Below are 26430 nucleotides of genomic sequence, written 5' to 3'. Positions count from 1 at the left end.
GCCATGAACCCGCAAGGCGCACCATCGGCAAGGCCCGCATCGGCCAACACCTCGGTGTGCCCGCGCTGCGGCGCCGGCCTGCGCTGCGGCATGGTGGCGGGCGATGCCGAATGCTGGTGCGTGCAACTGCCGCACGTCATGCCTGTCCCTGGTGAACGTCCCGCGCGCACGGAAGCCAGCGCGCCGTCCTGCTATTGCCCCGCCTGCCTCAAGCTGATCACCGATGAACGCACCCGACTTTCCACCTCTGCTCCTGCCCGCGATTGAACCCACCGCCGATGCCTCGCTCGAGGCCAGGCTGCGGCACAAGATCGCCCACAAGACCAAGCCGCTGGGCGCGCTCGGCCGGCTTGAAGGCCTGGCGCTGCAGCTGGGCCTGGTCCAGCAAAGCGACACCATCACGCTGCGCGAGCCGCAAATGGTGGTATTCGCGGCCGACCACGGCATCGCCGCCGAAGGCGTTTCGGCCTACCCGCAGGCCGTCACCGTGCAGATGGTCGGCAATATGCTGGCCGGCGGCGCCGCTGTCAATGTCTTCGCGCGCCAACACGGTTTTGCCCTGCGGGTGGTGGACGCCGGCGTCGCGGCCGAGCTTGCGCCGCACCCGCAGCTGCTGCCGCGCAAAATCGCGCACGGCACCCGCAACAGCCGCCACGAAGCCGCCATGACGGCCGCGCAGGCGCGCGCCGCCTTGCAGGCCGGCATGGACATCGTGGGCCAGCTGCCCGGCAATGTCGTCGCCTTCGGTGAAATGGGCATTGCCAACACTTCGGCCGCCGCCCTGCTGTTCGCGCGCCTGGCGGGCGTCGGCATTAATGACGCCACGGGCCGCGGCACCGGGCTTGACGATGCCCAGCTCGCGCACAAACGCCAGGTGCTGACGGATGCCCTGGCTTGCCATGCCGGCGCCACCGATCCTCTTGCCGCGCTGGCCGCCCTGGGCGGCTTTGAAATCGCCATGATGGCCGGTGCCATGCTGAAGGCCGCGAGCGAGCGCCGCGTGGTGCTGGTCGACGGTTTTATCGCCAGCGCCGCCGCGCTGGTGGCCCGGGCCCTGGCCCCCGCCGCACAGGACTACATGGTGTTCGGCCATCGCGGCGATGAACACGGCCACCACCTGCTGCTGTCCCACCTGAAAGCCAGCCCGCTGCTAGACCTGGGCCTGCGCCTGGGCGAAGGCACGGGCGCGTTGTTGGCCTGGCCGCTTCTGCAGTCGGCGGCCAATTTCCTGGGCGAGATGGCCAGCTTTGAGTCGGCCGGCGTGAGCGGCAAGGAAGGCGCGTAAACCGCCATGGGCGCCGTATGACCGCCATCGCCCAGTTCGTGCGCGAGTATTTGCTCGCCGTGCAGTTCTTCACCCGCATCCCCATCACCGGGCGGCTGGCCGAATGGGTGGGCTACAGCCCCGAGATGCTGCGCGCCAGCGCGGGGCATTTCCCGGGCATAGGCATCCTGGCCGGCGCCTTCGCCGCCGCCATGTACGCCCTGGTGCAGGCCCTGTTGCCCGACACCACCTTCACGCCGCTGGTGGCCGCGGTGCTGTCCACCGCCGCCACCGTACTGCTGACCGGGGGTTTTCATGAGGACGGCCTGGCCGACACGGCCGACGGCCTGGGCGGCGGCCACGACAGGGAGCATGCGCTGCAGATCATGAAAGACTCGCGCGTGGGCGCTTTCGGCGCCATGGCGCTGGTGCTGACCGTGCTCGCCAAGGTGTCCCTGCTGGCCATACTCGGCTCGGTCGAAGGCGCGCCCACCGGTTGGGAGGAAGCGCCCTTTGCCGGCTGGTACATCTGCGCCGCGCTGTGGACGGGCCACGTCGTCTCGCGCGGCCTGCCGCTGCTGCTGATTTACCTGCTGCCGCATGTGGGCGACACGGCCGCCTCCAAATCCAAGCCGCTGGCCGACCAGATTGCGCCGGGCGCCCTGCTGATCGGCTTTGCCTGGTGTTTTGTGGCGCTGGCCCTGGCCGCCCTGGCGCTGGACGCCCTGAACCTCATCGTCGCCTGCAGCTTTGCTCTCCTGGCCCTGCTGTGGATGGGGCGGATGTTCAAGCGCAGGCTGCAGGGTTTTACCGGCGACTGCCTGGGCGCTACCCAGCAGGTCTGCGAAATCGCTTTTTACTTCGGCCTGGCCATCAGCCTATAACTCTGACTGGCGCTGCTGCCACAGCACGTCCAGCACATGCTGCGTCGCGCGTTCCACCGGGCCCGCCCGGTGCGCAATGCCCAGCGACCGCCACAGCGCGGGGCGCAAGGGCAGCATGCGGATGCGCGGGTCCAGCGGCGTGGTGGACGAGGCCTCGTGCGGCAGCAGCGTGGCGCCGTAGCCGGCGGCCACCAGGCTCTTGATCGCGTCGTTGTAGTTGAGCTGGATGCGCGCCTTGGGGTGTTCCCCCGCCAGCGCGAACCACTCAGCGCTCAGCCGCGACAGGCTGGTGCCCACATCATTGAGGATCAGGGGCTGGGCCGCCAGCCACTTCGGCGTCACACGCTGGGGTGCCGCCCAGGACGATGGAACGAAGGCCATCACCGGGTCCCGCCGCCAGGGCTCTACCTTCACCCCTTGCACCGCCGCCTGCGGCAGCGCCACAAGGCCCAGGTCGAGCGACCCGTTGGCCAGGCGCGCCATGGTGTCCTGCGAAGTGAGCACGGCCACCTGCACGTCGATGCCGGGATGGTTTCGGCCCAACACCTCCAGGGCCTGCGGCAGCAAGTGGGCAATCGCGCCCGTGGAGGCGCCCAGCCGCACCCGGCCCGCCAGCCCCTGTACCTGCCGCTGCACGACCTCCATGGCCTCGTCCGCATCGGCCAGCAGGCGCCGCGCCCGCTCGACCAGCGCCTCGCCCACGCCCGAGGGCCGCACTTCGCCGCGCTTGCGCACCAGCAGGGGGGCGCCGCACAGCGCCTCCAGGTCGGCGATGTGCAGGCTCACCGTGGGCGCCGCCAGGTGCAGCACGCGCGCGGCTTCGGCGAACGAGCCCAGTTCTGCGATGGTGACCAGCGTGCGCAGCCGGTCCAGGTTGAGTTCGCGCATGACGTTCAGTAAATCTGATGTTGGTGTTTATGAAATTCAACTTTTCAAATTCTACGGCGTCACGGAAGATTCGCCTTCTTTCTTTGGCTTGAGCCATCCACCCCACCAGGAGCACCGCATGAGCGCACCCCTTGTTTTCATCGATGGCGACCAGGGCACCACCGGCCTGCAGATCCACGAACGCCTGCAGGGCCGAAACGACCTGCGCCTGCTCACGCTGCCCGAGCAGGAGCGCAAGGACCCGGCGCGCCGTTCGGAGGCCATCAATGCCTGCGACATCGCGCTGCTGTGCCTGCCGGACGGGCCTGCGCGCGATGCGGCGGCCTCCATCGTGAACCCGGCCGTGCGCGTGATCGATGCCAGTTCCGCGCACCGCACCGACCCGCAGTGGGTCTACGGATTCCCGGAGATGAGCGCGGAGCAGTCCCAGCGCATCGCCAGCGCGCGGCGCGTCAGCAACCCCGGCTGCTACCCCACGGGCGCCATCGCCCTGCTGCTGCCGCTGGTGAAGGCCGGCCTCGTGCCCGCCGACCATCCGCTGGCCATCCACGCGGTGTCGGGCTATTCCGGCGGCGGCCGCGCGCGGGTGGATGCGCATGAAGGCGCGGGTGCAGCGCATGCAGCTATGTTCCAGGTCTACGGCCTGGAGCTGGCCCATAAGCACGTCCCCGAGATCCAGCAACATGCAGGCCTGGCGCAGCGGCCTTTCTTCCTGCCGGCTTACGGCTCCTTCCGCCAGGGCATCGTGCTCACCATCCCCTTGCTGCTGCGGCAGTTGCCAGTGGGCGTCACCGCCGACCAGCTGCAAGCCTGCCTGCAGCAGTACTACGAAGGCGCCGCGCACGTGGAGGTGATGGCGCAAAAAGACGTTCAGGCCACGCAGCACCTGGACCCGCAGGCACTCAACGGCACCAACCAGCTGCGGCTGGCCGTGTTCGCCAACCCGCAGCATGGCCAGGTGCTGCTGGCCGCCGTGTTCGACAACCTGGGCAAAGGCGCCTCGGGTGCGGCCGTGCAAAACCTTGACCTGATGCTGCAGCACGCGGCCTAGCGCTTAAACAGCACGGCAGGTTCGGCAAGGGATGCCGGATGGCGGGCTCCCGCCAGCAGTTCCAGAGCTGGCCCCGCAGCGGCGCGGGGCTTGCCGTGCCAGCGCCACTCTAGAATAGGCCATGGGGCATGGCGGGCCCCTGCCGCAAGGCACGCACTGCCTCACGCCCCAGCCATAGCAGCAGCCCCTTTCCATGACCACCGCATCCCTTCCCTCCACGATCAAGGCAGCTAGCCAGCCATGAAACTCTGGCTGGCCCGCCACGCAACGCCGCTGGTTGACGCCGGCATCTGCTACGGCAGGCGGGACGTGGCGGCCGACGCCGCGGCGACCGCCGAATGCGCACAGGCGCTGGCACAGTGGCTCCCCGCCGGCATCCGCGTCAGCCATTCCCCGCTCAGCCGATGCGCGCAACTGGCGCAAGCCTTGTCCGAACTGCGGCCCGACCTGGCTTTCACCAGCGACCCACGGCTGCAGGAGATGGACTTCGGCGCCTGGGAAGGCCGTGCCTGGCAAGACATCGCCCCCGCCGAACTGCAGGCCTGGACAGACGGCTTCGCCGGATACGCCGCGGGCGGCAGCGGCGAAAGCACCAGCCAGGTCATGGCGCGCGTGGCTGCGGCCTTTGACGAATTGCAAGGCCGGCCCGACACGCTGTGGATCACCCATGCCGGTGTCATACGCGCCGCGGAACTGATTGCGCGTGGTGTGCGTCAGATCAGCCAGGCCGGCGACTGGCCCAGAAACGCACCAGCCTACGGCCAATGGTGCACACTCGAACTGAAAACACCCTCCTGACGAAACCGACAAGGCACAAAAAATGGCAGCAACCCTGGATGGTCAGCTCGTGGTGGCGATTTCGTCACGCGCGCTGTTTGATTTTGAGGAAGAAAACCAGGTCTTTGAAAGCGGCATGACGGCCGCGCCGCCGCCCGGCGTCAAAAAAGACGCGGCCTATATGAAGCTGCAGCTCGAACGCCTGGATGTCCCGGCCAAGCCCGGCGTGGCCTTCTCGCTGGTCAAAAAGCTGCTGGCCTTTAACGACGCGCCCGAAAGCGCCGGCGAGGCCGCCAGCCCGGCGGCGCCCGCGCAGCGCGTGGAAGTCGTGATCCTCTCGCGCAACGACCCGGTATCCGGCATGCGCGTGTTCCGTTCGGCCCAGCACTACGGCCTCAAGATTGAGCGCGGCACCTTCAACCGCGGCGAGGCGCCCTGGCGCTACCTCAAGCCGCTGCACGCCAACCTGTTTTTGTCGGCCCACCTGAGCGACGTGCGCGACGCGCTGGCCGCGGGCGTGCCGGCCGCGCAGGTCTACCCGCATTCGGTGCGCGCCAGCGATGCCCATCCCAACGAGGTGCGCATCGCCTTCGACGGCGACGCGGTGCTGTTCTCGGACGAGGCCGAGCGCGTGTTCCAGGCCCAGGGCCTGTCCGCCTTCCAGCAGCACGAGCGCGACAAGGCCTCGCAGCCCTTGCTGGCCGGCCCCTTCAAGCCCCTGCTTGAAGCGCTGCACCGGCTGCAGCAGGTCGGCACCTCGCACATGCGTATACGCACCGCGCTGGTCACCGCGCGCAGCGCCCCGGCGCACGAGCGCGCCATACGCACGCTGATGGAATGGAACATCGAGGTCGATGAGGCCATGTTCCTGGGCGGCCTTGCCAAGGGCGAATTCCTGCGCGAATTCGAACCCGACTTCTTTTTTGACGACCAGACCGGCCACGTGAATTCCGCCGCCCAGCACGTGCCCTCGGGCCATGTGGCCAGCGGTGTGTCCAACCAGCTTTCCTGAACTTCGAACAACAAAGAACGCCCGCCATGAACCAGACGCCCCCTTCCGGCCCGCTCGCCAAGTTCAGCGCTTTCAGTCAATTCTGCGCAAGGGTCTGGGCGCTTTCAGCGCCCTACTTCCGGTCGGAAGAAAAATGGAAGGCGCGCCTGCTGCTAATAGCCATCGTGCTGCTCAACCTGGGCACGGTTTATATGGCGGTGCAGTTCAACGACTGGTACCGCGTGTTTTACGACGCGCTTCAGAACAAGGACCAAACGGTGTTCTGGCAGCAGATGGGCCGGTTCAGCTACCTCGCCTTTGGGGCGATCATCATCGCCGTCTACAAGTTCTACCTGACCCAGCTGCTGCAAATGCGCTGGCGCGCCTGGATGACACGCGACTACCTGCGCCGCTGGCTGTCGCATCGCGCCTTCTACAAAATGGAGCTTGGCCGCTATACCGCCGCGGCCAATGCCAACGAAAGTCCGGACAACCCCGACCAGCGCATCCAGGAAGACGTGCATTCCTTCACCACGGCCACGATTTCACTGAGCATGGGGTTGCTCAACGCCGCCGTGACGCTGGTCAGCTTTGTCGGCATTCTCTGGGCGCTTTCAGGCTCCTTCGGATTCACCCTGGGCGGCAGCAGCTATGCCATTCCAGGTTTTATGGTCTGGGCCGCGCTGGCCTATTGCGTGGTCGGCAGCATGCTGGCGCACTACATCGGCAGGCCGCTGATCAAGCTCAATTTCTTGCAGCAGCGCTACGAGGCCAATTTTCGCCACCATATGGTACGGGTGCGCGAATACAGCGAATCCATCGCATTGGACAACGGCGAAACAGTGGAACGCGGCCAGCTCGACGGACGCTTCACGACGGTGCTCGCCAACTACCTGAATCTGATACGCGCCAACAAAAAACTTATCTGGTTCCAGAGTTTCTTCGGCCAGGCCGCCGTGATCTTCCCTTTCCTTGTGGCGGCCCCGCGGTTCTTCAGCGGCGCCATCCAGCTCGGCGAACTGATCCAGATATCGCAGGCCTTCGGCAAGGTGCAGGACTCACTGAGCTGGTTTGTGGACAACTACGACACGCTCGCCAGCTGGCGCGCGACGACGGACCGCCTGACCAGCTTTGAAGACAGCATGGTCGCGCAGACCCAGGACAATGAAAGCCTTGTCACCACGCCGTCCAACGCGCTGGAATCCACGGGCCTCAAGCTGGCACTGCCCACGGGTGCCGTGCTGCTGGCCGATACCTCGCTGAAGGCGCACACCGGCGACCACATCCTTCTGAAGGGCCCCTCGGGCAGCGGCAAGTCCACCTTGTTCCGCGCCTTCGCCGGCATCTGGCCTTTTGCCAGCGGCAGCATCGCCAAACCCGGCAATGCGATGTTCATTCCGCAGCGCCCCTATTTCCCCAATGGCTCGCTGCGCGATGCACTGGCTTATCCGGAACCCGCCTCGGCCTACAGCGACGACGCCCTCAGGCAGGCGCTTGAGGAGGCCCTGCTGCCCGACCTGGCGGCACGGCTTGACCAGGAAGACGCCTGGAGCCAGAAGCTTTCGGGCGGCGAGCAGCAGCGCCTGGCGATCGCGCGTGTGCTGCTGAAGAAGCCCATGTGGATCTTCGCCGATGAAGCCACCAGCGCACTCGACGAAACCGCCGAAAAGACGCTGTATGAACGCTTGCTCGCGCTCGTGAAAGCGTCGGGCGGCGCCATCATCTCCATTGCCCACCGGCCCAACGTGGCGGCCTTCCACGACAGGCAGTGGACGCTGGAGAAACAACCAGCGGGCTCAAATGCCCTGTACAGCCTGACGGCCAGCCAGCTCCCCCAGGGAGGCGCCGCGCATGCCTGAAGAAATGTCCAGGCCGCCCGCGCCGGAGCCCGCCGACCTCTCCGCCTGGGCGCCCATCAGGCGCCCGGTGTTCCGCATGCTGTGGAGCACCTGGCTGGTCGCCAACATCTGCATGTGGATGAACGACGTGGCGGCCGCCTGGATGATGACCTCCATGACCACCTCGCCGATCTGGGTGGCACTGGTGCAGTCGGCCTCCACCTTGCCGGTGTTCCTGCTGGGCCTGCCCAGCGGCGCGCTGGCCGACATCCTGGACAGGCGGCGCTACTTCATCATGACGCAGTTCTGGGTGGCGGTGGTGGCCACGCTGCTGTCCATCACCGTGATCTCGGGCGTGATGACGCCGCCGCTGCTGTTGGCGCTGACTTTTGCCAACGGCGTGGGCCTGGCGATGCGCTGGCCGGTGTTCGCCGCCATCGTGCCCGAACTCGTGCCGCGCGTGCAGCTGCCCGCCGCGCTGGCGCTCAACGGCGTGTCCATGAACGCCTCGCGCATCGTCGGCCCGCTGGTGGCTGGCGCGCTGATCGCCGGCGCCGGCACCGAATACGTCTTTGTGCTCAACGCCGTGCTGTCCGTGATCTCGGGTTTTGTCATCATGCGCTGGCGGCGCGACCACGCGCCCAGCCCGCTGGGGCGCGAACGCCTGGTCAGCGCCATGCGCGTGGGCCTGCAGTTCGTCGGCCAGTCGGCGCGCCTGCGCTCGGTGCTGCTGCGCATCGCCATCTTCTTTTTCCATTCCACCGCCCTCTTGGCGCTGCTGCCGCTGGTGGCGCGCGGCCTGCACGGCGGCGATGCCGGCACCTTCACCTTGCTGCTGGCCTCCATGGGCGCGGGCGCCATCGTGGCCGCGCTCAACCTGCCGCGGCTGCGCCAGATGATGCCGCGCGACGTGCTGGTGATGCGCGCCACGCTGCTGCAGTCGGTCTCCATGGCCGCCATGGCGTTTGCGCCCAATGCCTGGGTGGCGGTGCCGGCCATGGTGCTCAACGGCATGGCCTGGATCACCTGCGCCAACTCGCTCAGCGTGTCGGCCCAGCTGGCCCTGCCCGACTGGGTGCGCGCCCGCGGCATGTCCATGTACCAGATGGCCATCATGGGCGCCAGCGCCGCCGGCGCCGCGCTGTGGGGCCATGTGTCCACCCTGAGCAGCGTCTCCACCGGCCTGCTGGTGGCCGCCGCCAGCGGCACGGTGGTGATGCTGGTGGCCCAGCGCCTGGTGTCCGACCTCAGCATCGAGGAGGACATGACGCCTTCGCGCCAGTTCAAGGCGCCCGTGGCCGAAGAGCCGCCCGGTGTGGGCAATGTGGTGGTGACGATTGAATACCTGATAGACCCGGCGCGCGCCGACGACTTCCGTGCGCTGATGCAGGAAAGCCGGCGCAGCCGTTTGCGCCAGGGTGCGCTCGAATGGGAATTGCTGCGCGATGTGAACAAGCCCGGGCGTTTTGTCGAGCAGATCGTCGACGAATCTTGGACCGAGCACCTGCGCCGCTTCGACCGTGTCACCGCGAGCGACGTGGTGCTGCGGGAGCGCAAACTGGCTTTTCATATCGGCGAGGAGCCGCCCCTCGTAACGCGCTGCGTGATAGACAGCCTGTGAAGATCTGGCTCCTTCCCCGCTGGGGGAAGGAACAAACAGTTCAGCCAGCCGCTGCGTAGCGTTCGAAGCCTCGGGCGCGCAACTCGCAGGCCGGGCAAGTCCCGCAACCATAACCCCAGGCATGCCGGTGCACCCGGTCGCCCAGGTAGCAGGTGTGGGTGTGCTCCACGATCAGCTTCACCAGCGCTTCGCCGCCTTGCGGCTGGCCCGATTTTTCGCCGATCTCGTGCGCGAGCCGCCAGGTGTCGGCCTTGTCTATCCACATCAGCGGGGTTTCGATCAGGAAGCGCTTGTCCATGCCCAGCGACAGTGCCAGCTGCATGGCCTTGATGGTGTCGTCGCGGCAATCGGGGTAGCCCGAAAAATCGGTTTCGCAGACGCCGGTGACAAGCACCTGCAGGTCGCGCCGGTAGGCCAGCGCCGCCGCCAGCGTCAGGAACAGCAGGTTGCGCCCCGGCACAAAGGTGTTGGGCAGGCCCGAGCTTTCCATCTTGAAGGCCACGTCGCGGGTCAGCGAGGTGTCGCTGACCTGGCCCAGCACCGCCAGGTCTAGCAAATGGTCTTCGCCAAGCTTGTGGGCCCACTGCGGAAACTGTTGCTTGATCTCACGCAGCACGTTCAGGCGCGCCTCCAGCTCCACCTTGTGGCGCTGGCCGTAGTCAAAGGCCACGGTTTCGACGCGTTCGTATTTGGACAGCGCCAGGGCCAGGCAGGTGGTGGAATCCTGCCCGCCCGAGAATAAAACGAGTGCCGATGTATGCATGCCGATCGCCTCCTTGCCGCGCTTAGATCAGTTTTCGCTTCGCCAGGCTTTGCATCAGCGCCGAGATGCCGAAGGTCCAGGGTGCGGCCTTGTCGGAGGTGGTCACGCGGTTGACCAGGCAGCCCAGCTGCGGCGTGGCCACCGTCACCACGTCGCCCACCACATGGGTAAAACCCTGGCCGGGGCCGTGGCGGTCCTGCGTGGGCGCGAACATGGTGCCCAAAAAGAGCATGAAGCCGTCGGGGTACTGGTGGTTGGCGCCTATGGCTTGGGCCACCAGGTCCAGCGGGTCGCGGCTGATCTTGCTCAGCGAGCTGCCGCCTTTCATTTCAAAACCCTCGGTACCGGTGACCGTCATGTTCAGGTCGCTGCGGCGCACGTGCTCGATGTTGAATTTGTCGTCGAACAGGCGGATGAAGGGGCCTATGGCGCAGGAGGCATTGTTGTCCTTGGCCTTGCCCAGCAGCAGCGCGCTGCGGCCTTCGAAGTCGCGCAGGTTGACGTCGTTGCCCAGCGCCGCGCCCACCGTCTCGCCGCGCGAATTGACGGCCAGCACGATCTCGGGTTCGGGGTTGTTCCAGTGGCTGTGCGGGTGTATGCCCACTTCCGCGCCCGTGCCCACCGCGCTCAGCGGCTGGCTCTTGGTGAAGATCTCGGCATCGGGGCCTATGCCCACTTCCAGGTACTGCGACCACACGCCCTGGGCGATCAGCACTTCCTTGAGCTTGTCGGCCTCGGGCGAGCCGGGCTTGATGCTGCTGAGATTGTCGCCGATCACGCCGACCACCGCCTTGCGCACCGCTTCGGCCTTGCTGGCGTCGCCGCGCGCCTGCTCCTCGATCACGCGCTCCAGCATGGAGGCCACGAAGGTCACGCCGGCCGCCTTGAGCGCCTGCAGGTCGCAGGGCGCCAGCAACCAGGGCAGCGCGGGCTTGCGCGCATCGGCCGCGGAATTGGCCAGCACCTCGGCCGTACCCGCCAGGCGCGGCAGCGAGGGCACGGCCGCGCGCACAGCCTTGGCCACGCCGGGCAGCTCCAGCAACTGGCTGGCCGTCGGCGCCACGCTGGACAGGTCGAACACGGACTCGGGCGTGACCAGTGCCAGCACCGGCCCCGTGCCCTCCACCCACACGCGCCCGACCAGCAGGGCGTCAGCGGCATCAACAGGCAGGGCGGAAGCAAGGCTCAGGGAGTTTTTCATGGTGGTCAAAAGAAGGAATGCGCCCAAAAACCGGGCTGAAGCCGCCAATACTACAGGGACTGCAGGGGAAAGGCCGGGTGGCGCCGCCGCTACACTGAAATGCCCGCGCGCCGCAGGCCGCCCACCCCTCTCCTCTACCCGACCGCCATGCCCCTCACCCCTGAACAGATCACACAAGCCGCCACGGAACTGGCCGACCGGCGCAACAGCGGAAAACCCGGCGTCCGCCTGCCCGAGAGCTGCCGCCCGCTGGAGCTCGAAGACGCCTGGCAGGTGCAGCTTGCCCTCACGCGCAGCCTGGGCCAGGCCGTGGGCGGCTGGAAGGCCTCGCCGCCCAGCCCCGGCAAGCTGGTGGTCGCGCCGATTTACCAGCCCGCCATCAGCCGCGCCGCAGTATGCAGCGTGGCGTTTCCGGCGAACAGGGAACTGGACAGCGTGAAGGTCGAACCTGAACTGGCCTTTGTGCTGGCGAAGGATTTGCCCGCGCGCGAGCGGCCCTACACCGAGGCCGAGATTGCCGCGGCTTTAGGCAGCGTGCATGCGGCCCTGGAAATCTGCGCCAGCCGCTATGCCGACCCCACGGGCTTGCCCTTTCCTGAAATGCTGGCCGACGGCCTGGTCAACAACGGCCTGTGGCTGGGACCTGAACTGGCCGCGCCCGAGGCCGCGGCCTTTGAGCTGCACTGGCAGGCCGGCGATGAGCCCCGGCAAATAACCCAGGCCCGGCACCCCAACGGCGACCCGCGCGCGCCGCTCTACTGGCTGGCGAATTTTCTGCGCGAGCGCGGCCTGGGCCTGAAGGCCGGCCAGGCCGTCATCACCGGTTCCTATGCCGGCGTGCTCACGGTACCGGCCGGCCAGCCCCTGAAATTTGACTACGCGGGCCTGGCCCGTTTTGAGCTGGAATTCCGCAGGGGCTAAGCACTTTCCCCAAGGTGCTGGATATATAGGGCCGGAAATGGCCGGCCTAGACGCCGCGCCTTGCTAAGCTGGCGATTTACTCTTTTCCAGCGGAGAACGCCCTATGCAAGCCCTGCACCACCAGCAATTCCTCCAACTCCACCAGGCCGGCAGCCTGCTGCTATTGCCCAATGCCTGGGATGCCGCCAGCGCGAAGATTTTTGAGGCCTCCGGCGCCAGCGCCGTCGCGACCAGCAGCGCCTCGCTGGCCTGGGCTTGCGGTTATGCCGACGGCGGCGCGCTGCCGACTGAAGAATTGCTGCATGCCGTCGGCAACATCACGCGCGTGCTGAAAGTGCCGCTCACGGTGGACATGGAAGACGGCTACAGCGCCGACCCGGCTGAAGTGGGCCGGCTGGCCGCCGAACTTGCGGGCAAAGGCGCCGTGGGCATCAACATCGAAGACGGCAGCGATGCACCCGCGCTGCTGGCGGGCAAGATAGGCGCCATACGCGCCGCGCTCAAAGGCAAGCCGCTGTTCATCAATGCGCGCACCGACGTCTACCTGCGCCGGCTCAAGGTCGAGGGCAGCCCGGCCCAGGCCAGTGTGGAGCGCCTCAAGCTTTACCAGGCGGCCGGCGCCGACGGCGCTTTTGTGCCCGGCCTCACCGCCCTGCCCGAGGTGCAGGAAATCAGCGCGGCCGTCAGCATGCCGCTGAATGTGATGGCCATGCCCGGCCTGCCGGCGATTGCCGCGCTGCAGGCGGCCGGCGTGCGGCGCCTCAGCGTAGGGCCGGGCCCCTTCCAGGTGGCGTATGAACATGCCAAAACCAGCGTCGAGGCCTTGCTCCAACAAGACCTGTCGCCGCTGCTGGGCCCCAAGCTTGACTATTCGGCGATGAACGCCCTGCTGGCGACTGACCGCTGATTCCAGCGACCGCATTCCCGCCATCGCCTGAATCCGCCTGGGTTCAGGCGATTTTTCATTTATTTCTCTTTTTTTGGAGGCAGGCGTCACAAACAGCAAGGCAGGATCGTCAATACGGTGTGACACCCAATTTTTAACCGTCTTGAAAGGAACACACCATGACTGCTACCGCTACCTCCGCCAACACCGCCCCCGTCCGTATCGACCTCGCCATTCCCGAGGTTTTCCCCGCCCTGCTCAAGGCCAGTGAAACCATAGGCAGCCTGGGCCTGGACAAAAAGCTGCACCACCTGATCCACCTGCGCGCCTCGCAGATCAACGGCTGCGCTTTCTGCGTGAAGATGCACCTGCGCGAAGCCCGTGAAGACGGTGAAACCCAGGACAGGCTGGACCGCCTCATCGTCTGGGCCCATGTGAACGACTTCAGCGAAGCCGAAAAAGCCGCGCTGGCCTGGACCGAAGCGCTGACCGAGCTCGACCACAAGACCGACTACGCCAGCCTGCGCGGCCGCCTGCGCGCCTCCTTCAGCGACAAGGAAATCGGCGCGCTGACCGCTACCATTGGCATGATCAACCTCTGGAACCGCATCCAGGTTTCGGCTCACTAAGGTCCATCATGGCAAACATCGACCCGACCGCCGTGTTTGAAGAAAGGCGCAGGCATTTGTTCGGCCTGGCCTACCGCATCCTCGGTTCGCGGGCCGATGCCGAAGACGCCGTGCAGGACGTCTTCATCAAGTGGCTGGCGGCCGACCATGCCAGCATAGAGACACCGGCCGCCTGGCTCACCACCCTCTGCACGCGGCATTGCATAGACATGCTGCGCGACGCCCAGCGCAGCCGGGTCGACTATGTCGGCACCTGGCTACCCGAACCGATCCAAACCAGCACCGACGAAACGCCGGAAACGCATGCGCTGCTGGCTTCCTCCCTGAGCATGGCTTTTTTGCTGCTGCTGGAGCGGCTCACGCCCAAGGAGCGCGCCGCCTACCTGCTCTACGAGATTTTTGACACCCCCTACCCGCAGATCGCCGAGATGCTGGACATGGAAGAGGCCGCCTGCCGCAAGCTGGTCTCGCGCGCCAGCGTCAACATCGCCCAGGGCAAGGTGCGGCACGTGACGCCGCCCCAGGTGCAGGACGGCCTGCTCAACGCTTTTCGCGAAGCCATCACCGCGGGCAGCACCGAGGCGCTCGCCAGCCTGCTCTCGGACGACATCGCCGTCTGCGCCGACAGCGGCGGCAAGGTCAGCTCCATCGAAGGCGTTTTTCAGGGCAAGGGCAGCGTGCTCACCCTCATCAGCACCCAGCTGGCGCGCTACTGGGCCGCCTACGAATGGCTGCCCTGCGAGATCAACGGCGGCCATGCCATCCAGCTGCGCGCGAACAACGGTGAAATCGCCGCGGCCATCACCTTCGCCTACAACGAAGAAGGCAAGGCCACCAACATCTACATCATGCGCAACCCCGACAAGCTCGACGGCCTGGCTTTCGGGCCTGAAGCGCTGGCCTAGACTTACTGGCGCGAAGCGCGCAGCGCGTCAATGCCCCAGGCGCCGCCGCCCGCGGCAGCCATGAACAGGAAGACAAAGCAGAACAGCACGGCCGACTCGCCGCCGTTGAGCATGGGTGACAGCACAAAACCTTTGGACGCGTGGCCGATGAAATAAGCAAACGCCAGGAGGCCCGACAACACAAAGGACACGGGCCGCGTGAACAGGCCGACCAGCAGCAAAGCGCCGCCAAAGAGTTCCAGGATGCCGGCAAAGCCGATCAGCGACAGTACCTGTAGCCCGTCGAAATAGGCCACGTGGGGAAAGCCCAGCAGCTTGGCCGTGCCATGTTGAATAAGCAAATAAGCCGAAACAATGCGAAGCACCGACAGCGCGCGCGACGTGAGTTGTGGGTTGTTGTTGGCAAACGCCATGGGAATCCTCCGTTAAAAGGATGTGTGACGGGGGCGCGGTGAAAAAGTTCAGTGGACGCGGGCAACAAGTTGCCTTCGGCCGCCTCAGCGTGCAGCCGGCGCCACGCTTTTTTCGGCCAGCAGCTGCACCAGGTGCTGGCGTATCACCGAGGTGATGTGCTCGCGCTTGCCCTGCTCCAGCATGCCGATCAGCCGCGTCGGGGGCCGGCCCGGCAGCGGCAGCACGCGCAGCAGCGCGTCATTGGCCCAGTCGGCGTTCTTGACATGCGGCACGATGGTGACGCCCACGTTCTGGCGCACCAGCTCGATGATGGCCGACAGCGAACTGAGCTCCAGGAAGTCCTGCGGGGCCAGGCCCAGCTTGCGCAAGGTCTGCTCTATGCGTATGCCGCTGGGCGTGCGCCTGTCAAAGCGCAAAAAGGGCTGTTCGCGCAGCAGCTTCTTGAAGTCGCTGCCCGGCGGCGCCACCTGAGAACTCGCGACCACCGTCAGCGGCTCGGTGTACAGCGGCGTCCAGCGCATGCCCTTGCGCTCCAGCGGCGAGTCGTCGACAAAGATGGCGGCGTCAAGCTCGCCGCTTTGCACGCTGCGCGCCAGACCGCTGGATTCCTGCATGACCAGGCGCACATTGAGGCGCGGGTAGAGCGGCTTCATGCGCACCACGGTGTTGGAGAGCAACCCCATGGCCGTGACGATGGAGCCCACCGTCACGGTGCCGGCGATCTCGCCCTCGCCTTCCAGGCCCTCGCGCATCTGGTCGTAGTAGCCGATGATTTTTTCGGCATGCGCGACCAGCGCGCGGCCGGCGTCCGAAAGCACCACGCCACGCCCGGAACGCTCGAACAGCACGGTCTTGAGCTCGGTCTCCAGCGCGCGCATCTGCACCCCGACCGCCGCCTGCGTCAGCGCGACCCGGTCGGCCGCCGCGGCGAAAGAGCCGCCGTGCGCAACGACCAGAAAGGTCCTCAGGAAACGTATGGTGCTCAAGAAGAACAGGCCTCAATACAAAAGAATAACTTTATCATCTCAAAACATAATATAGATATATTTTTTAAACTGGATGGAGAACAATCCGCCTTAACAGGCTTGTGTGACGTACAGATGTCTTACCCACCCATGCTTGCAGCGCGGCCCGGAACCGGCCGCTTTCGAGTCTTATTTGTGGGTGATGATGTGTATGCCTGAAGTGCTCCCAGCGAATGCCGCAACGGCTTCAACCCTGTCTTTCGGCGAAAAACGGGCGACGGCGATTTACGACCTGGGCCACAGCACGATTTTTGCGTCGCGCACCGACCCACGCTTTTCCTATTGCACCTACGCGCCGCCACATTTGCACCAGGCCAGACAGCCCATGCAGCTGGTGGTCGTGGTGCACGGCACGGGCCGCGCTTTCACCGAGTACCGCGACGCCTTTGCCGCATTCGCCAAGTGGAACGACTGCATCGTGCTGTGCCCGCTGTTCCCGGCCGGCCCGCAGGGCGACGGCAACCGCGACGGCTTCAAGCACCTGCGCGAGGCCGACATCCGCTACGACCAGATCCTGCTGAGCATGGTTGACGAGGTGGCCATCAAGTTCGGCTGCGATTTCTCCAAATTCGCGCTCTTCGGTTATTCCGGGGGCGGCCAGTTCGTCAACCGCTTCGGCCTGCTGCATCCCGAACGCCTCTGGGCCCTGTCCATAGGCGCGCCGGGCTCGGTCACGCTGATTGACCCTGACCAGGACTGGTGGGTGGGCGTGCGCGACTTTGAAAAACGCTTCGGCAAAGCCCTGAACCTGGCCGCGCTCAAGGCATTGCCGGTGCACATGGTGGTCGGCAAGGCCGACATGGAGACCTGGGAGATCACCCACCGCGAAGGCGGCAAGTTCTTCATGCCCGGCGCCAACGACGCGGGGCACACCCGGCCCGAGCGGCTGGAAACCCTGCGAAAGTCCTTTGCCAAGGCCGGCGTCCAGGTCACCCTGGACCTGGTCGACAACGTTCCCCACGACGGCCTGGCCTGCGTGGACACGGTGCAGGACTTCTTTGCCACCGTGCTGGGCAGCATGCGCAAGCAAGCGCCGGATAACGCAACGGGTAAAGCCCAGTAATGCCATGGATGCCCCGCGCGCCATCCACCTCCCCGAGCTGAAAGCCTGACCATGCTACGTTTCGCGCTGGCCCGCCTGGTGATGGCGATACCGACCCTGCTGATCGTGGCGGTCGCGGTGTTTGTGCTGATACGGCTGATTCCCGGCGACCCGGCCCAGCTGCTGCTGGGCGACCTGGCCGACCCGGTGCGCCTGGCCGACCTGCGCGCCCAGCTCGGCCTCGATAAAAGCTGGCCGGTGCAGTTCGGCATCTGGGGCCGCCATGTGCTGGGCGGCGACCTGGGCGTGTCCATCACCACCGGCGAGCCGGTGCTGCAACTCGTGATGAGCCGCTTTGTGGTCAGCGCGCAAATCGTGCTGGTGGCGGTGTTTTTCGCCACCCTGGTCGCGGTGCCCGCCGGCATGATCGCCGCCTGGAAACAAAACCGCCTGCCCGACCTGATGCTGGTCGGTGCGGCCACCTTGCTGGTGTCCATTCCCACCTTCTGGCTGGGCCTGTTGTTGCTGCTGTTTTTCGGCCTCAAGCTCGAATGGCTGCCGGTGGTCGGTTATGTCTCGGTCATGAACGACTGGAAGTCCGGCCTGCTTTACCTCTTGATGCCGATACTGACCCTGTTCCTGCATGAAATCGGCGTACTGATACGCATGGCCAGGGCCAGCACGCTGGAGGTGCTGCGGCTGGACTACATCACCCATGCGCGCGCCAAGGGCCTGTCCGAGCGCGCCGTGCTGGTGCACCACGCCTTTCGCAACTCCTTCGGCCCGACCTGGACCTTGATTGGCCTGGTGCTCGGCAACCTGCTGGGTGGCGTGGCCGTGGTCGAAACCGTGTTCACGATTCCCGGCCTGGGCCGCCTGCTGGTCGATGCCATCTTCGCGCGCGACTACCCGGTGATCCAGGGCTGCCTGTTGCTGGTCGCCGTGATCTATGTGGTCACCAACCTGGTGATTGACCTCTGCTATCCGATTTTCGACCCCAGGGTGCTCGCGGAATGAAAAAGTTTTTAAGCCCGCAAGCCCTGATAGGCCTGGCCATCGTGGGCATCATCCTCGCAGCGGCCGTCCTGGCCTTTTTCTGGACGCCGCACGAGCCGCTCAAGATCAACTTCATGGCGCGCCTGAAGCCGCCTAGCGCCACTTACTGGCTGGGTACCGACGAATTCGGCCGCGACGAGCTCTCGCGCCTGATGGCGGGCGCCTCCAACAGCATGTGGATCAGCTTCCTCACGGTGCTGTTTTCCATCACCACGGGAACGGCCATAGGCGTTTTGACCGGCTTTGTGCGCGGCTGGACCGACCGCATCATCATGGCCTTCATCAACGCCCTGTTGGCCTTCCCCGGCCTGCTGCTGGCACTGGCGCTGCTGGCGGTCTTCGGCGCCAACAAGTACGGCATCATCCTGGCGCTGGGCCTGGCCTACACACCCTCCGTTACGCGCATCGTGCGCGGCACGGTGATGTCGCTGCGCGAAAAGGAGTTCATCGAATCCTCGCGCGTACTCGGCAATTCGGAGCTCTACACCATGTTCCGCCACGTGCTGCCCAACTGCGTGGCACCGCTCACGGTGCTGGCCACCTCGATGTTCGGCTGGGTCATCCTCGCGGAAAGCGCGCTGTCCTTCCTGGGCCTGGGCGTGCCGCCGCCGGCGCCGACCTGGGGCAATATGCTGGCCGCGGCCCGACCCTTCATGGCGCAGGCGGCTTACCTTTCCATCTTCCCGGGCCTGTGCATCGCGCTCACGCTGCTGGGCATCAACTTCCTGGGTGACGCGGTGCGCGACCTGCTGGACCCGCGCATGAGGGGCATCGAATGACGCAGCTGGTGGATGTCTCCGGCCTGAGCTTGTCCGTGGGCAAGGGCGGCCGCGAAATCGTGCGCAATGTGTCATTCACCGTCGCGCCTGGCGAAATCGTCGGCATCGTCGGCGAATCGGGCAGCGGCAAGACCCAGGCGGCGCGCGCCATCATGGGCCTGACGCCGCCGCCGCTGGTGCGCAGCGCAGGCCGCATCCTGTTTGAAGGCGAAGACATGGCGACGGTGGGCGACGCGCGTTTGCGCAAGCTGCGCGGCGCGCGCATAGGCATGGTGTTCCAGGAGCCCATGACTTCGCTGAACCCTTCGATGACCATAGGCCGGCAGCTCGACGAAGGCCTGGCCCTGCACCGGCCCGAGTTGTCGCCGGCCGCGCGCCGCGAAAAAGCCCTGGCCATGCTCGCGCGCGTCGGCATCAGCGACCCGCGGGCCGCACTCAGCGCCTGGCCGCATGAGTTTTCGGGCGGCATGCGCCAGCGCATGATGCTGGCCTCGGTCATGCTGCTGGAGCCCGCGCTGCTGATCGCCGACGAGCCGACCACGGCCCTGGACGCGCTGGTGCAACGCGACGTGCTGGAACTCATGGTCGGGCTCACGCGCGAACACAATACCGCCGTGCTGCTGATCAGCCACGACCTGCCCATGGTCGCGCGCTACACCCAGCGCATGATCGTCATGCAGCAGGGCGAAGTCGTCGAAGCCGGCGACACCGCGGCCATGCTGGCCGGCCCGCAGCAGGACTACACGCGCAAGCTGCTCGAAGCCATCCCGCGCCGGCAGGCCGCCCGCACAATTGCCGACGAACAGCCCGTGATCGAAGTGCGCAACCTGGTCATCGATTACCCAGGCAAGCGCAAGCTGTTTTCCAAGTCCACCGCCAAGCGCGTGCTGCACGGCATAGACCTGGTCGTGCGCCCGCGCGAGATCGTCGCGGTAGTGGGCGGCTCGGGCTCGGGCAAGACCACGCTGGGCCGCGCGATTGCCGGCCTGATCAAACCCACCGAAGGCGACATCCGTTTTCGCGGCCGCTCGATTGCGCGCAGCGACGCGGGCTGGCTGGACTACCGGCTCAATTGCCAGATGGTGTTCCAGGACCCGTATTCGTCCCTCAACCCGCGCATGAACATAGGCCAGCTGATCGGCGAAGGCCTGCGCCTGGTGCCCGGCCTGTCTACAGCCGAGAAGCAGGCACGCGTCGCAAAGATGCTCGATGAAGTCGGCTTGCAGCCGCAGCATGCGGCGCGCTATGCGCATGAGCTCTCGGGCGGCCAGCGCCAGCGTGTGGCGATTGCCCGCGCGCTGATACGCGAGCCGGCTTTTGTGATTGCCGATGAGCCGGTGTCGGCCCTGGACGTCACGGTGCGTGCCCAGGTGCTGGCGCTGCTGGCCGAGCTGCAGGAGCGCCACGGCTTTGCCTGCCTGTTTATCAGCCATGACCTGGGTGTGGTCGAACAGGTGGCCGACCGCGTGGTCGTGATGCAGGCCGGCCGCATCATTGAACAAGGCAGCCGCGACGAGGTCTTCGACCATCCGCAGCATGCCTACACCCGCAAGCTGCTTTCCGCGATTCCCGCGCTGACGCCCACCGGCCAGGGCGGCATGCAGCTCAGGTGGCGTTTTGACGACGCCGACGTGCCCACCGCCATGCCCCCCTTTCCAGCCTGATTTTTAAGGAGCTTTTTATGCTTTCCCTGCGATTGAATTTTCTGGGTGCCGCCGTGCTGGCGGCCTGCGCCGCGACCCAGGCCCAGGCCCAGGCGCCCGCGCAAATCGTGGTCGCGCAGCCGGCCGACATACGCTCGACCAACCCCGGCGTGAACCGCGACAACACCACCGACGGCGTGGTGCTCAACATCGTCGAGGGCCTGGTCGCCCACCACGAGAACGGCACCATAGGCCCGCTGCTGGCGCGCTCCATCGTCACCAGTCCCGACGGCCTGACCTATATCTTCAAGCTGCGCACCAACGTGAAGTTCCACAACGGCGAGCCCATGAGCTCGGCCGACGTGCTGTGGAGCTGGAAGCGCTACATGGACCCCAAAACCGACTGGCGCTGCCTCAGCGAGTTCGACGGCCGCTCCGGTGTCAAGGTGACCTCGGTCACCGCGCCCGACGCGCAGACCGTGGTCATGCAGCTGGACCGCCCCTCGGCGGTTTTCCTCGACAACCTGGCGCGCACCGACTGCGGCATGACGGCCGTGCTGAACAAAAAATCCGTCAAGGAAGACGGCAGCTGGGACAAGCCCATAGGCACCGGCCCCTTCAAGTTCGAGGAATGGAAGCGCGGCGAGTACGTGACCCTGAGTGCCTTTGCCGACTACCAGTCGCCCCCCGGCAGCAAACCTGACGGCTACCTGGGCCTCAAAAAGCCGCTGGTCGAGCAGGTCAAGTTCCTGACCGTTCCCGACATGTCGACCTCCAAGGCCGGCCTGCAGTCCGGCGCCATAGACGCGGGCCAGATCACCTCTTCCGACGTGCAGGAACTCAAGGCGAACAAAAACCTCACGGTGGTTGGCGCCGTCGATGCCGGCAAGAACACGCTGCTGATGCAGACCAACGACCCGCTGCTCAAGGACGAAAGAATCCGCCAGGCCATCGCGCTGTCGCTGGATATGAACCAGCTGGTCGCGGCTTCGTCCGAAGGCCTGGCCAAAGTCAACAACTCCGCCATCCAGCAGACCTCGGCCTTCTACAGCGCGGCCCAGAAAAAAGGCTACCGCTACGACCCGGCCAAGGCCAAACAACTGCTGAAGGAAGCCGGCTACAAAGGCCAGCCCATCGTGATCCAGGCCAACAAACGCGCCCACGTGCCCAGTTTCTCGGTGGCGGTGATGAGCCAGGCCATGATGCAGGCCGTGGGCATCAATGCGCAGATCGAGGTGCTCGAATGGGCAACGCAGCTGGATCGTTACAACAGCGGCAACTACCAGCTGAGCTCCTTCACCTACTCCTCGCGCCTGGACCCGGCCCTGAGCTATGAGCAGTTCTCTGGCAACAAGGCCAAGCAGCCGCGCAAGGTCTGGGACGACCCGGCCGCGCAAAAGCTGATCGACCAGAGCTTTGCCGAAGCCGACCCGAAAAAGCGCCAGGCCTTGTTCGACCAGCTGCACACCATGATGCTCGCCAAGACGCCGCTGGTCATCCTCTACAACGTGACCGACTCCTGGGCCGTGCGCAAGCGCGTCTCCGGCTTCACGGTGTGGGAAGGCAAACCGCTGCTCTGGAACACCAAGCTGGCCGGCAAGTAATTTTCAGCATCCTCTTTCACTCGCCTTGATGCGCAGCGCGCGCAAGGCAGGGACAGGCACGCCTTGCGGCGGCCCCTTGCGCCTCTTCACGCTACTTTCTCCAGCAATTTTTACGGCAGCACAGCATGGCAAACATCGAACAATTTCCCTTTATCTCGGTTTCCGGCAGCCCACGCGAGCGCGGCCTGCAGTACGGCCGCCAGGCCGCCAGCCGGGTGCGCGGCAGCGCGCGCCTCTACGGCCAGACCCTGGTCAACCTGGGCTACAGCGATCAGGCGCGCGCGCGCCTGATCGACTTCTTCGCCAAGGAGATCGGCGACTTCGCGCCGCACTACATCGACGAAATGCGCGGCATTGCCGAGGGCGCGGGCGTGGACTTCCAGGACATCGTGATGATCAATGCCCGCACCGAGGTGCTGGCCAAGGCGCGCGCCGAAAAAGTCCAGCAGGCCGACAAAGAGCCCGGCGACGGCTGCACCGGCGCGCTGATACTGCCCGAGCGTTCGGCCAGCGGCAACCTCCTGCACGGCCAGAACTGGGACTGGCGCGCTGAATGCGTCGAAACCGCCGTCGTGCTGCGCGTGCGCAACGACAACGGCCCCGACTTCCTGACTTTTGTCGAGGCCGGCGGGCTGGCCCGCAGCGGCTTCAACAGCGCAGGTGTATCGATTACCGCCAACTACCTGGAATCGGACCGCGACTTCAAGCAGCTGGGCGTGCCGCTCTCGCTGATACGCCGCAAGGTGCTGGAGCAGGAGATTTTTTCGCTGGCGATGAAGGCCGTCGCGGCCACGCCCAAGTCCTGCTCCAACAACATCATGCTGGGCATGGCACAGGGTTTCGGCATCGACTTCGAATGCACGACCAATGAGTCCTTCCCGATTTACCCCGGCGCCGACAACCTGATCGTGCACGCCAACCACTGGATGAGCCCGGTGGCGCTCAGCAAACTCGTGGATATGGGCATTTCCCAGTCGCCGGACAGCCACTACCGCGACTGGCGCGTGCGCAAGCTGCTCAATGCCAAGGACAAACTCAGCCGCCAGGATTTGAAAAACGCTTTTTTTGACGACTTCGGCCTGCCTTATTCCGTCTGCCGCCCGCCGCGCCTGGGCAGCCATGACAACCTCTCGGCCTCGGTGGCCATGGTCATCATGGAGCCCGCCGCCGGCGAGATGGAAGTCGCGCCGCTGCCGGCGCTGAACCGCGTGTTCACCTGCTACAGCCTGACGCAGGAGCCGCGCCTTTCGGCTGCTTGACAGCTAAAGCACCGCGGCCAGCTGGTCCAGGTCCAGCGAGGGAACAAACTTGGGGTTGACATAGCGCTTGCGGATTTCGGCTTCGGAGAACTCCACCATGTCCGCGCTTTTGGCGCTGCCGCCGCCGCCGGCGATCCAGGCGCTTTCCCAGATGTGGGCCAGGTTGCGTATGCCCAGGGCCATGACCTTGGCGGTGTTGTTGCCGAACTGCTCCCACAGGCCGTCTATCACCGCGCGTGAGGCGCCCTCGCCGAGCTCGATGTAGGCGTCGCAGATTTCCGCGGGCGGGATCAGCCGGGCCACGTCGTCCATGAGCTTGACGGTGGCGACCGCGGCCTTGCGGCCTTCGTCAATCCTGGCCAGCGCGGCGGCCGGCTTGGCCAGCAGCTTGTCGATGGCCTCGAACAGCTCTTCGGCCTTGGCGTCGATCATCTTGGTTTCGTAGATGGAATGCACGCCCTTGGCCGGCCAGTCTTTCTTCGGCTTGCCGGTGCTGGTGACGCCCTCCGTGACCTGGTCCTGGTAGCCGTCGGCCAGGAAGGAGCCGTGCAGCGGCTGGCAGGCGTCGCCCACATAGTGCGCCAGCAGCCCCGCCGCGGCCACATAACTCGCATAGTCCTTCTTCTCGACATAAGCGACCATGGCGTCGTAGAACTGCCAGACGCGAAACGGCAGGCAGCCGCGCGACTTGGAGGCGGTGGAACCCACGCTGTCGTAAAAGCCCTGCCAATATTCCACCGCCACCCTGTCCGTGTCCTCCATGCACAGCTCACGCAGGCTGGGCCCGTCGCCGGGGCCGGGCACATCGATGTCGGCGTAGTGCGTGGGGTGTTCGGGCCCGCTGTTGAAGCCGGTGTCGCGCCCGCCCTTGACCTTGCCGGGCTGCTTTTTCCAGATGACGTCTGGCACGTCGGCCAGGGCGATAAAACCCGTCGTGTCCTTGAGCGCCTCGTTGATCTTGCCGGGCGCGATGTCGGCGCGGTCAAAACTGATGCGCAGCGCATTGGCAGCCAGCAGCTTGGCGAGTTTTTTGTCCTTGACCTGGCCGACCGCGACATTGCCTATGCTGTAGTGGCCGGTCGCGCCCCAATAGGGCTGGGCTGCCGTGTTGTGGGCCGACACCAGCTCCACGTCCAGCAGCTTGCAAACATTGCTGAGGTTGGTCGCCAGCGCGAAGTTGTAGGCACCGCCGTCAACACTGAAAGTCTGAGCGCCCCATTCCACCGCGAGCGGGCGGTAGCTGGGCTTACCGTTTTTCTCCTTGGCGTCCTTGCTTTCTTTGCCCTCTTCGACCTTGAGGTGCCAGACCGTGCCGGAGTCGCCGGGCTGGGTCTGGTGGGCCGGGTCCTGCGGCGCGATCAGCAAATCGGCCACGTAGTCATAGCCACCCACGGATTTGTAGCGGTAAAACAGCGCCTTGATGCGCCCCTCCAGGTGGCCCGATGCTGCGCCGAAGGCGGACACCGGATGGTCTATCAGTTGCAGCCCCAGGTTTTGCTCGTTAAGGTCGGCCAGCGCGCCCACCTCGCCTATGCCGTAGACGCTGCTGGTCCAGTCCCGGGCGTCGTCGACCTCGACCAGGCCGACGTCCAGGTTCAAATAGGTCTGCTTGCCCGCGAAAGAGGGATAGACCTCGGTAAAAGGCAAGCGCGTGAGCTGGCGCTCGGAAGCATGGCCGACCTCGACCTCCTCGCCGCGCAGCCGCGCATGGACAGGCTCACCGGGCTCGCCGCAGACATGGCGGTTGGTCAGCGCGTAAATCGTGTGGCCGTCGCTGACCAGGCAGCCGGCGCTGGCGCTGCGCAGCAGGCCCTGGTTGCGGATCAGCAGCGGAAAGCCGCCGCCTATGGCCGCCTCGGGCCAGATCCAGGAGGGCAGCGGCTTGCGGGCCGGGGCCTGCGGCTCGACCTTGACGACACAAACCGGCACGACACGGCCGTCGGGCAGATAAAGCATCTTGGGCACCATGTCCTGCGGGTGCAGTTTGCTGCTGGAAAAAGCTTTTTCCTCCACCCATTCATCGACCATCACCAGCATGCAGGGCCAGGAATAGGGCCGCACCTCGGAGTTGGCGAAGGTGCGTTCCACCTTTTTTTTGCCCGCGGATTTTTTGACCGGGTTTTTTGCGTCGGGCCAGGGGTCGCTGCGCCGTATCAGGTACAAGCCCACCGCTGTGCCCACCACATTGCGCTTGTTGAGCATGTGCACGTGGAACTGGTTGCGCGCGTCCAGCAAGTCGCGCACGGAAAGGCTGGTGTAGCTGTTCTGGCTGCTCAGGATATCCATGGAATTCCTCCGTGTGGTGAGGCTCAGGCCAGCAGGCATTGTGCGCAGCCGGATTGGCCTGATCAATCCTCCAATAGGAGGAGAAAACCAGCTTCGCCGGGCTTTGTGACGCGGCTATGTCCGGGCCCCCCTCTGCGGGGCAATGCAAGCAATAAAACAAGCGATGCAAAAAAAGCATGGCTAAAACAATGTCTTTCTGGCGACATTGCGAGATCATTCAAGTTACAGCAAGCCAAGGCCATGCGCGCGAAATCGAGGGCAAAACCCGTGGCGCATGGGCCTCTTGCGGCGTCCCAAACCATGCGGACCCTATGTGTATCGCCGCGACCCGCTTCGAGACACAAGCCAAGCGAAAGTCAATTCCCGCCGCCGGCAGTGATGGCGCCGGGGGAAACCACAACAGGATGAATGACATGGAAGCCGTCAATGCAAGCCATGCAATGTCAATCTATCTGCCTCTGGCGCTGTATGTCGTTATTGCCGTCATCGGCTGGCGGCTGATGAAATGGCAGCGCAAGTGCAGGACCCAGAGAGCCGTTTACTGGCAAGCCTGCTACATCAAGCTGGACAGCCTCGCCAGGTCCCACCGCCTGCGGGCTGTCGAGTTCGAGATTCAGGCCGAGAAATTCCGCCTGCGCTGGCAGCGGGAGCAACGGGCCCTGCATAAAAAAAGGTTTGACGAGATGTTTCTCAAACGGTAGCC

General features: G+C 65.5%; 25 protein-coding genes. 19 read left to right on the top strand and 6 right to left on the bottom strand.

Annotated features, from left to right (window positions below; genetic code table 11):
- Nucleotides 1–3: 3 nt before the first annotated feature.
- The 3 genes from BLQ85_RS13960 to BLQ85_RS13950 are packed head-to-tail and all read left to right on the top strand — an operon-like array spanning nucleotide 4 to nucleotide 2148.
- Nucleotides 4–267: a cysteine-rich CWC family protein gene (locus BLQ85_RS13960; RefSeq protein ID WP_074577863.1), complete on the top strand. Its 264-nt coding sequence runs from the start codon at nucleotides 4–6 to the stop codon at nucleotides 265–267.
- Nucleotides 224–1285, top strand: a complete 1062-nt coding sequence (cobT, locus tag BLQ85_RS13955) for a nicotinate-nucleotide--dimethylbenzimidazole phosphoribosyltransferase (protein WP_074577862.1) — start codon at nucleotides 224–226, stop codon at nucleotides 1283–1285. Before BLQ85_RS13960 ends, cobT begins: the two co-directional genes overlap by 44 nt.
- A gap of 17 nt (nucleotides 1286–1302) precedes the next feature.
- Complete coding sequence (locus BLQ85_RS13950) at nucleotides 1303–2148, top strand: adenosylcobinamide-GDP ribazoletransferase (RefSeq protein ID WP_074577861.1); 846 nt, start codon at nucleotides 1303–1305, stop codon at nucleotides 2146–2148.
- On the opposite strand, the gene BLQ85_RS13945 is transcribed toward BLQ85_RS13950, so the two are convergent.
- Nucleotides 2143–3036, bottom strand: a complete 894-nt coding sequence (locus tag BLQ85_RS13945) for a LysR family transcriptional regulator (protein WP_074577860.1) — start codon at nucleotides 3034–3036, stop codon at nucleotides 2143–2145. The two genes, BLQ85_RS13950 and BLQ85_RS13945, sit on opposite strands and share 6 nt — an antisense overlap.
- A gap of 118 nt (nucleotides 3037–3154) precedes the next feature.
- On the opposite strand from BLQ85_RS13945, the gene argC reads away from it, so the two are divergent.
- From argC to BLQ85_RS13920, 5 genes are all read left to right on the top strand, one after another.
- The gene (gene argC / locus BLQ85_RS13940; protein ID WP_074577859.1) at nucleotides 3155–4087 is read left to right on the top strand and encodes an N-acetyl-gamma-glutamyl-phosphate reductase; all 933 of its coding nucleotides are present in this window, start codon (nucleotides 3155–3157) and stop codon (nucleotides 4085–4087) included.
- Between the two features lie 240 nt (nucleotides 4088–4327).
- The gene (locus tag BLQ85_RS13935) at nucleotides 4328–4885 is read left to right on the top strand and encodes a histidine phosphatase family protein (RefSeq protein WP_074577858.1); all 558 of its coding nucleotides are present in this window, start codon (nucleotides 4328–4330) and stop codon (nucleotides 4883–4885) included.
- 22 nt (nucleotides 4886–4907) lie between these two features.
- Nucleotides 4908–5876, top strand: a complete 969-nt coding sequence (locus BLQ85_RS13930) for a 5'-nucleotidase (RefSeq protein WP_074577857.1) — start codon at nucleotides 4908–4910, stop codon at nucleotides 5874–5876.
- A gap of 26 nt (nucleotides 5877–5902) precedes the next feature.
- Nucleotides 5903–7714 carry an ABC transporter ATP-binding protein/permease gene (locus tag BLQ85_RS13925; RefSeq protein WP_074577856.1) on the top strand — a complete coding sequence of 604 codons (1812 nt, stop codon included), beginning with the start codon at nucleotides 5903–5905 and terminating at the stop codon, nucleotides 7712–7714.
- Complete coding sequence (locus BLQ85_RS13920) at nucleotides 7707–9314, top strand: MFS transporter (RefSeq protein WP_074577855.1); 1608 nt, start codon at nucleotides 7707–7709, stop codon at nucleotides 9312–9314. Before BLQ85_RS13925 ends, BLQ85_RS13920 begins: the two co-directional genes overlap by 8 nt.
- A gap of 40 nt (nucleotides 9315–9354) precedes the next feature.
- On the opposite strand, the gene queC is transcribed toward BLQ85_RS13920, so the two are convergent.
- A complete protein-coding gene (gene queC, locus BLQ85_RS13915; RefSeq protein ID WP_074577854.1) occupies nucleotides 9355–10077 on the bottom strand; it encodes a 7-cyano-7-deazaguanine synthase QueC in 723 nt (240 codons plus the stop codon).
- Nucleotides 10078–10099: 22 nt separating this feature from the next.
- A complete protein-coding gene (locus BLQ85_RS13910) occupies nucleotides 10100–11278 on the bottom strand; it encodes a fumarylacetoacetate hydrolase family protein (RefSeq protein ID WP_074578206.1) in 1179 nt (392 codons plus the stop codon).
- Nucleotides 11279–11425: 147 nt separating this feature from the next.
- Between BLQ85_RS13910 and BLQ85_RS13905 the strand changes: the two genes are divergently transcribed.
- From BLQ85_RS13905 to BLQ85_RS13890, 4 genes are all read left to right on the top strand, one after another.
- Complete coding sequence (locus BLQ85_RS13905) at nucleotides 11426–12199, top strand: hypothetical protein (protein ID WP_074577853.1); 774 nt, start codon at nucleotides 11426–11428, stop codon at nucleotides 12197–12199.
- Nucleotides 12200–12302: 103 nt separating this feature from the next.
- A complete protein-coding gene (locus BLQ85_RS13900; protein ID WP_074577852.1) occupies nucleotides 12303–13106 on the top strand; it encodes an isocitrate lyase/PEP mutase family protein in 804 nt (267 codons plus the stop codon).
- A 158-nt stretch (nucleotides 13107–13264) separates the two neighbouring features.
- Entirely contained in the window at nucleotides 13265–13714 is a 450-nt protein-coding gene (locus tag BLQ85_RS13895) for a carboxymuconolactone decarboxylase family protein (protein WP_074577851.1), read from the top strand.
- Nucleotides 13715–13722: 8 nt separating this feature from the next.
- Nucleotides 13723–14619 carry a sigma-70 family RNA polymerase sigma factor gene (locus BLQ85_RS13890; RefSeq protein WP_074577850.1) on the top strand — a complete coding sequence of 299 codons (897 nt, stop codon included), beginning with the start codon at nucleotides 13723–13725 and terminating at the stop codon, nucleotides 14617–14619.
- Between the two features lie 2 nt (nucleotides 14620–14621).
- On the opposite strand, the gene BLQ85_RS13885 is transcribed toward BLQ85_RS13890, so the two are convergent.
- Both BLQ85_RS13885 and BLQ85_RS13880 read right to left on the bottom strand, forming a co-directional pair.
- Nucleotides 14622–15032, bottom strand: coding sequence for a DoxX family protein (locus tag BLQ85_RS13885; protein WP_074577849.1), 411 nt, complete (start codon nucleotides 15030–15032; stop codon nucleotides 14622–14624).
- Between the two features lie 84 nt (nucleotides 15033–15116).
- Nucleotides 15117–16019 (bottom strand): LysR family transcriptional regulator, encoded by a 903-nt coding sequence (locus tag BLQ85_RS13880; RefSeq protein ID WP_074577848.1) that lies wholly within the window; start codon nucleotides 16017–16019, stop codon nucleotides 15117–15119.
- A gap of 190 nt (nucleotides 16020–16209) precedes the next feature.
- Between BLQ85_RS13880 and BLQ85_RS13875 the strand changes: the two genes are divergently transcribed.
- The 6 genes from BLQ85_RS13875 (at nucleotide 16210) to BLQ85_RS13850 (ending at nucleotide 23441) form a co-directional block, all read left to right on the top strand.
- Nucleotides 16210–17121 (top strand): alpha/beta hydrolase, encoded by a 912-nt coding sequence (locus BLQ85_RS13875; RefSeq protein WP_074577847.1) that lies wholly within the window; start codon nucleotides 16210–16212, stop codon nucleotides 17119–17121.
- A 51-nt stretch (nucleotides 17122–17172) separates the two neighbouring features.
- On the top strand, nucleotides 17173–18117 hold the full coding sequence (locus tag BLQ85_RS13870; protein ID WP_074577846.1) for an ABC transporter permease: 945 nt from the start codon (nucleotides 17173–17175) through the stop codon (nucleotides 18115–18117).
- Nucleotides 18114–18935: an ABC transporter permease gene (locus BLQ85_RS13865; protein ID WP_074577845.1), complete on the top strand. Its 822-nt coding sequence runs from the start codon at nucleotides 18114–18116 to the stop codon at nucleotides 18933–18935. Before BLQ85_RS13870 ends, BLQ85_RS13865 begins: the two co-directional genes overlap by 4 nt.
- On the top strand, nucleotides 18932–20599 hold the full coding sequence (locus tag BLQ85_RS13860; protein ID WP_074577844.1) for an ABC transporter ATP-binding protein: 1668 nt from the start codon (nucleotides 18932–18934) through the stop codon (nucleotides 20597–20599). Before BLQ85_RS13865 ends, BLQ85_RS13860 begins: the two co-directional genes overlap by 4 nt.
- Nucleotides 20600–20616: 17 nt before the next feature.
- On the top strand, nucleotides 20617–22182 hold the full coding sequence (locus BLQ85_RS13855) for an ABC transporter substrate-binding protein (RefSeq protein WP_139200989.1): 1566 nt from the start codon (nucleotides 20617–20619) through the stop codon (nucleotides 22180–22182).
- Between the two features lie 125 nt (nucleotides 22183–22307).
- Nucleotides 22308–23441, top strand: coding sequence for a C45 family autoproteolytic acyltransferase/hydolase (locus BLQ85_RS13850; protein ID WP_074577843.1), 1134 nt, complete (start codon nucleotides 22308–22310; stop codon nucleotides 23439–23441).
- A gap of 3 nt (nucleotides 23442–23444) precedes the next feature.
- Here BLQ85_RS13850 and BLQ85_RS13845 read toward each other — a convergent pair whose 3' ends face one another.
- Nucleotides 23445–25727 carry a Nal1-like putative serine protease gene (locus BLQ85_RS13845; protein ID WP_074577842.1) on the bottom strand — a complete coding sequence of 761 codons (2283 nt, stop codon included), beginning with the start codon at nucleotides 25725–25727 and terminating at the stop codon, nucleotides 23445–23447.
- A 176-nt stretch (nucleotides 25728–25903) separates the two neighbouring features.
- Between BLQ85_RS13845 and BLQ85_RS13840 the strand changes: the two genes are divergently transcribed.
- Entirely contained in the window at nucleotides 25904–26428 is a 525-nt protein-coding gene (locus BLQ85_RS13840) for a hypothetical protein (protein ID WP_139200988.1), read from the top strand.
- Nucleotides 26429–26430 lie beyond the last annotated feature (2 nt).

The organism is Polaromonas sp. JS666, from assembly GCF_900103405.1.
Lineage (GTDB): Bacteria > Pseudomonadota > Gammaproteobacteria > Burkholderiales > Burkholderiaceae_C > Polaromonas.
The sequence above is the reverse complement of the archived record's forward strand: the minus strand, read 5'-3'. Positions and strand labels throughout refer to the sequence as shown.